Source organism: uncultured Gimesia sp. (assembly GCF_937919775.1).
Classification (GTDB): Bacteria; Planctomycetota; Planctomycetia; order Planctomycetales; family Planctomycetaceae; genus Gimesia.
Genome location: NZ_CALFPF010000760.1, coordinates 1 through 6,727, shown reverse-complemented (window position 1 = coordinate 6,727; position 6,727 = coordinate 1). Strand labels below are relative to the sequence as shown.

At 51.5% G+C, this 6,727-nt stretch carries 4 protein-coding genes; 1 reads left to right on the top strand and 3 read right to left on the bottom strand.

All coding sequences use genetic code 11. The features are described 5' to 3' along the window. Positions 1 to 376: 376 nt before the first annotated feature. From Q0294_RS21545 to Q0294_RS21535, 3 genes are all read right to left on the bottom strand, one after another. Positions 377 to 3,433: a PVC-type heme-binding CxxCH protein gene (locus Q0294_RS21545; RefSeq protein ID WP_299469569.1), complete on the bottom strand. Its 3,057-nt coding sequence runs from the start codon at positions 3,431 to 3,433 to the stop codon at positions 377 to 379. A 128-nt stretch (positions 3,434 to 3,561) separates the two neighbouring features. Next, positions 3,562 to 4,560 carry a bifunctional oligoribonuclease/PAP phosphatase NrnA gene (locus Q0294_RS21540; RefSeq protein ID WP_299469567.1) on the bottom strand — a complete coding sequence of 333 codons (999 nt, stop codon included), beginning with the start codon at positions 4,558 to 4,560 and terminating at the stop codon, positions 3,562 to 3,564. A 74-nt stretch (positions 4,561 to 4,634) separates the two neighbouring features. Beyond that, the gene (locus Q0294_RS21535) at positions 4,635 to 5,567 is read right to left on the bottom strand and encodes a bifunctional riboflavin kinase/FAD synthetase (RefSeq protein WP_299469565.1); all 933 of its coding nucleotides are present in this window, start codon (positions 5,565 to 5,567) and stop codon (positions 4,635 to 4,637) included. Positions 5,568 to 5,845: 278 nt separating this feature from the next. On the opposite strand from Q0294_RS21535, the gene Q0294_RS21530 reads away from it, so the two are divergent. Further along, on the top strand, positions 5,846 to 6,727 hold an 882-nt coding region (locus tag Q0294_RS21530), incomplete at its 3' end, for a Gfo/Idh/MocA family oxidoreductase (RefSeq protein ID WP_299469563.1).

Below are 6,727 nucleotides of genomic sequence, written 5' to 3'. Positions count from 1 at the left end.
AGTTCTACGGCGAGAAAAACGTCATGCCCGCATTTGAAGAATCGAAACTCTCCAAACACGATCTGAACCTGCTCGTCAAATGGATGCGGGGCGAATGGCAGCGACCCATACCTGAGAAATAATGGCGTTCCCCGGTTCAAATCCACTCCGGGGAGAGATCAGTTCTGAGGGACGAAAACCACCTCGGAACCATCCGGCTGTTCCCTGAATGCGTTTACGGAGTCGCTGGAGAGCAGCATTGAGCGCCGAATCCTCGGTTTCGTAACATCACGCGTGATGACAGCAGGTCCTGCCATCACGCGACCACTTCCTCAACAGAGAAGTGCTTCCAGGATGTGCTTTCAGAGTGCCCGCCTATAAAACAGGCTGGTCTGATTTACGGACTCGTCGCTGTCGGAGTGCCCACAGGTAATTTGACCTGCGTATGACCGGCAATGTAAGCGATCAGATCAGCCAACTGCTGCTCGGTCAGCGGATCCAGTTGTCCTTCCGGCATCAGGGATAACTTGGACTGGTTCATTTCGTCAATCTGACGTCGATCCAGTACGAGTAATTCATTCTGTGTCTGGAGTGTCAACTGCTGATCGGTCTGTCTGACAATCGTCCCGTTCAAGACGCGACCATCTTCCAGCGCGACCACAACCATTTCGTACCCTTTCGGAATCAGGGCAGAGGGGTCCACCATGTTTTCCAGCAGATAATCCATATTGGTCCGGTTGGCTCCGGTCAGATCGGGGCCGATAGTCCCGCCTGTGCCGAACAGACGATGGCATTTCGCACACGTTTTTTCATACAAGGCGCGTCCCTGTGTGAGGTCTGTCTGCTGCAGGCGTTCCGCTGTCAGCAGTGTTTTATAGCCTTCAATCTGTGCCCGTTTCTTTTCGGGAGTTTCCCGCGTCTGGCCCCAGACCTGATTCAGTTTTTCTACGACTTCTTTGTCCTGAAAGTTGCGTAACTGTCGCACGTGAAATGCAGAGACGTCCTGTTGCGGAATCTGTTTTTTATCGATGGCTGTCAGCAGTAGCAGGACATATTCCTTGCGGCTGCATACGGTATCGAGCAAAGCCTGACGCCCCTCCTGTTTGATCGATTTGTAACGTCCCAGCATGCGTTGAATCGTCTGGGGATCATAAAACCGCGACAAACCCCGAAACGCCAGAGCCTGCAGTTCGGTGACGTTCGCCGCCTGCTGAATCACGGACAGCAAATCTTTGTTCTGCGAACTGTTCAATAAGGTTTCCAGCGCCTGATAGCGGCTTTTCATTGAACGATCCGAGTCCATGACAATCTGCTTGAGCGCATCCATAGTCTGCCCATCCCCGAAAACGACAGACAATTCTGTCACCAGCGCTGATAACTCCTTTGAGTCTGCTTTAGAAACCTGTTGCTTCAATGCCGGCCAGTTTTTCGGTGCCTGGGCTTTCAATCTCCCCTGCAAAGCTGCCTGAATCCCCGTTAACAGATCCTGCTGAACTGCGGCGTCCTTCGCGTCAATCACTTGTTGAACCAACTGCGTTGCATATTCGGGATGTTGATCAATGTCTTCCGTTAAACGTCGTGCAACCAGTTGGCGCACTATCGGTCGGGTGGAATGACTCAGAAACTTCAATGCGGCATCACTGTCAGCCATGACCGCCGGTTGAATTCCATACCAGAGCATCAGCGTAAAATTGCGGTCTTCCGTGTCTGTATGATTCTGATCGAGGGCCGCCGCAATCTCCCAGCTATCCTGCGGGGGCAGTGACTGCATCGCTGAAGCCAGATAGAGACGCACCAGTCCCGAAGATTCTTCCCGGGCCAGTTGCGCAAACTGTGGAACAGCCTCTGCAGGAACTTTCCCGTCATCCACCAGAAACCGAATCGCCCAGATGCGGACATGCTCACTGGGATCCTGCAACTGTTGCACCAGCCAGGTATCATTGACCTGATTCGTGCAATACAGGGTCCACATGGCACGCAGCCTCTTGGGAACCTCTTTCGATGTATGATAGATGTTCAACAATTCCGCTTTGGGCTGACTCCAGTTCGCTCCCAATCCTGCACGTTCTGTCAAAATGCGGCGGGCATGACGGACATACCAGTCATTCGGATGTAATTGCAGCTTGACCAGTTCGCTGTCGGAAAGCTGATTCAAATCCAGTTTTTCAGGCTGCTTGACATCGCCATACGAAATTTTATAAATACGGCCACTGGTGCGATGCACGCCATCATGGTCGTGACATTCTCCAAGGTCGGCCCAGTCGGAAAGATAAACGCTGCCATCGGGACCATATTTTAATTCGGTTCCCCGAAACCAGTCTGAACCGGTTAACAGAAAATCGGGACGATGTGTGCCAACATAACCCGAGCCTTCACGCTCGAGCGCATCATTATTTACACGATGTCCGTGCGTGTTACACATGAAGATGGAATTTCGATATTTCAGAGGCCAGTTATCGCCCAGATAAATCATGCCCCCGCAATGACTGTGGCCGCCTCCCAGTTGGCCGTGAATTCCGGAAGTGTCCCGCGAATCGGTCCATTTGCCTGACGAACTGTCCCAGTGATCGTGGTCGGCACACTTTGTCATCAATTCATAAACGTAAGGATTGGGGTCGCTGCCGTGCCCATTCATCCGAATGTAGTGCGAACCGGGAATCATATGCCATAAATGGCCATTCACATTATTCGTGAAAAACATCTGCCCGTATTCATCGTAATCAAAGCCCCAGGGGTTCGTGGTCCCCGAACTGACTTCCTGGACGATCTTACGAACAGGGTGATAACGCCAGACGCCGCAATGAATCAGCGTGCGTTTTGAAGGTTCGGTCTCGGGAGTCCCCACCAGCGAGGTGTCGGTAATCCCATGCCGGCCGTATAACCAGCCATCGGGGCCCCAGGTCAGACCGCTGACAATGTTGTGCCGGACCGTTTGATAGTTCCAGCCTTCGAGCAATACCTGAGCTTTTCCATCGGGAACATCATCATGGTTTTTGTCTTCGAAGTAGCGTAATTCGCCACGGCACAAAGCCCAGACGCCATTCGAGCCGACGGTGATGCTTGATAAAGGCCCGGATCCCTGCCAGAAGATTTTCCGCCGATCCATTTTACCGTCGCCGTTCGTATCTTCCAGGATGATTATCCGGTCCTCGTATTGATCATCATATGTGCCGCGCTCGTAGCTGAAACATTCTGCCACCCAGACACGACCCCGGTCGTCAATCTCAAATCCGATCGGCTGATGCACGTTGGGCTCACTGGCGAACAACGTCACCTTGAAGCCTTCGGGGACTGTCATGTTTTTCACAGTCTGCTCAGCAGAGGTAGCGATATCTTTGGGGTCTTGAGTATTCTGTATCGGGTTCTCGGCCGCAGAGAATTTGAACAGCAGACAGCAGAGCAGTGTTAATGTCAGAAGACAGACAAAGAACCGGTGTTGATAATGAAAGCGCATCGATTACCCTCTGTGGCAGGAATAAATAGACTAACTATAGCTTGATATCTTTTATGCTATAGTAGCCTCTGGGCAAGAGCAATCAAATCGCAACGCAGATCACGAAGAATATTGAGAATTACAGCCTGTTATTTCTCGATCGTGTCAAACATCTCGCGAAATTTCACGAGTACTTTCGTGACGGCAGAATTCAGCGGACCGTTTAACATCGCTCCCGAAGCCTGACGATGCCCGCCTCCTCCAAAGGATTCCGCGATTTTGGAAATATCCCAGGCAGTTCGACTGCGAAAGCTGATTTTAACCTGTCGGCTGCGCTGTTCAACGGCGATAAACGCCGCCTGAGTCCCTGCCAGAGTCAGACAATAATTGACGAGCCCTTCGGTATCAACGGGCGTTGTTCCCGTTTCACCCAAGTCTTCACAACTGACAACCGTATAAGCCAGGAGACCATCAAAATCCGTCTGAACTTTGCCGAGCACACGGCCCATCAGTTTCAATTGAGGTAAACTGTTCTGCTCATACAGCAGCTCATAAATCTGATGCGGTTCCGCACCGGCTTTAATCAGCTCGCTGATGATCTGCATGGTGTAACTGGTGGTCGAGGGAAAGCGAAACCAGCCGGTGTCTGTCGCAATGGCGGCATAAATCAGAGTCGCAATTTCCGCCGTCACCGTGCAGTTGAGAGCTTTACCCAGATCATACACCAGACAACCGGTCGCAGGTGAAGTGATGTCCTTGAACTCTTCGGCTCCCAGCGAATCAGAGCTGACGTGATGATCGATCACCACTTTCTTCGATTCGGTTTTGCGATAAAAATTCGCCAGTCCGGGTAACTGCGACCACGCGCTGGTATCAAGGATGATATGCACTTCGGCCCAGTCAAAATCTTCCGTAGTGACACCATCGCCCACATAACGGACTTCATGCTCCTGCACCAGAAAGTCCATGCCTTTCGGATGCACCGACGGATTAATCACCCGGACCTCTTTGCCGAGCTGTTTGAGAAAACAGGCCAGCGCCAGCTCAGAACCCAGCGCATCCGCATCAGGGCGAACATGGCAGGAAAGCAGGAATTTCTGATGTGCCGCGATGATCTCGCAAAGGGGGATCCAGTTAATACTGCTCATTCATAATTCCTGCGCTGTGTGTTCCGCGTTTCTGTGTAACTGGTTCCACTTTGTCATTGAGTCATCTTAGGGAATTATTGCGCAGCGTTCCATTGATCGACCTGCTTTTTTGATGATTCAATATCAATCGCCAATTGCGCTTTGAGTGCGTTTGCGTCAGAAAACGTCTGGGTATCGCGGAGTTTCTCCAGAAATTCCACCTGCAGATTCCGGTCATAAATGTCGCCGGTAAAACCGATCAGATGCACTTCCACCTTCGTTTCCGAATTCTGGAATGTGGGATTACCGCCGATATGAATCGCCGCAGGATAACGCTGCCCCCCCACACTGCCAAAACCGCAATACACGCCCTCCGCAGGCAGCAGGGTCAGCACGTCAGCCAGATTGGCCGTCGGAAATCCTAACGCTCTGCCTCGTTCCTCTCCGTGCTCGACCATCCCTTTGATCTGATAGAACCGCCCCAGCATTTTCGCCGCCAGTGCGACCTCGCCCGATTGGATTGCTTTACGCACTTCCGAGGATGATATCATGCGTCCATCACACAAACCGGGTTCAACCACGCTGAAAAACATCCCGGCACGATCACACAGGGTTCGCAACAGATGCACATCACCCGCGCGGTTTTTGCCGAAATAAAAGTTGGGGCCTTCCACCAGTCCCTTCGCCTGCAACTGATCACATAAAATCTGCTGAAAGAACTCTTCCGCGCTCAAATTGAGTAAGGCACGGTCCGTGGGATAAGCGATGACGCAATCGACGCCCAGGCTCTCCAGCACGGCGGCACGCTCTTCTATTCCCATTAATTCCGGGGGCGCATGCTCGGGCCGGAGGAGATGAATCGGATGAGGTTCAAATGTAAAGACAACTGCGGGTAGATTTTCACTTCGGGCCTGGTGAACCAATGTCCGAATCATTAACTGGTGGCCTCGATGAACGCCATCAAAGTTACCAATTGAGATCATGCCTCCCCGACAGACGTCGAAACCTTCTAATCCACGTATTAACACCGCTTAACCCAACAATTTATTGCCTTTATTTAGAAATTGGTTACGACCGGCACTCATTTCTGGCTGTATCAATTGAATCGGCAACAATTCAGAAAATGTAGAGTGATAAGTACCATCCGTCCCTCATTATTGCTACTATTATGCGTAAGGAAAGTGGTTTCCTCTCCTTCCCAAGCTGCGCCGGAGGGTGCTCACCTTAAATCATAAACGCATTTGGTATCGTTCCCTGATGCCATCCAGTAACAGACCTACTTTATTAAATCACTGGAGATTACGAAATGGAACACAGCCCCATCAATCGAAGAGATTTCCTGAAAACATCAGGAACGACTGCTGTCGCTGCCAGCGCCATCGCCGGACTGGCGACCGCACCCGCATTCGGAGCAGGTAATAAAAACGAAGCCATTCGCATTGGTTTTATCGGCCCTGGTGGACGGGGGTTTGGTGCCCACGTCAAAAAACTGGTCGAGTTGAAAAAAGAAGGTATGAACATCGAACTGGTGGCAGTCTCTGATGTCTATTCTGAACACCGCGACCGCACCGCAAATTACATCAAAAAAGAGCTGGGCAATGATGTTAAAGCGTATGTCGATTATCGCGACATGCTCGAAAAAGAAAAACTCGACGCCGTCTGTATCGGAACGCCCGACCATTGGCACGCCAAACAGACGATTGACGCCATGAATGCCGGCCTGAACGTCTATTGCGAAAAACCAATGACGAAAAAAGTCGAAGAAGCACTGGAAGTCGTTGAGGTCTGGAAAAAGACCGGCAAGATCATGCAGGTTGGAGTACAGTCCACCAGCCTCCCGGTCTGGGATGACGTCCGCGCACGTCTGCAGGATGGGCAGCTTGGAAAAGTACTGCAGTTCCAGACGGAATATTTCCGCAACTCCTCCATGGGACAATGGCGGTATTATTCGCTCACAAAAGAAATGAATCCCAAAACCATCGACTGGAATCTCTGGTTGGGCGTGAAAGAAGGACTGGCAGAATATCAACCATTCGACCGTGCCGTCTATGCACAGTGGCGTCGTTTCTGGCCGTTCGGATCGGGCATGTATACTGACCTGTTCGTGCACAGAACTACTGCCATGCTGAAGGCAACCGGACTGCGTTACCCCGGTCGCGTCGTCGGTGCAGGGGGACTCTTCCTGGAA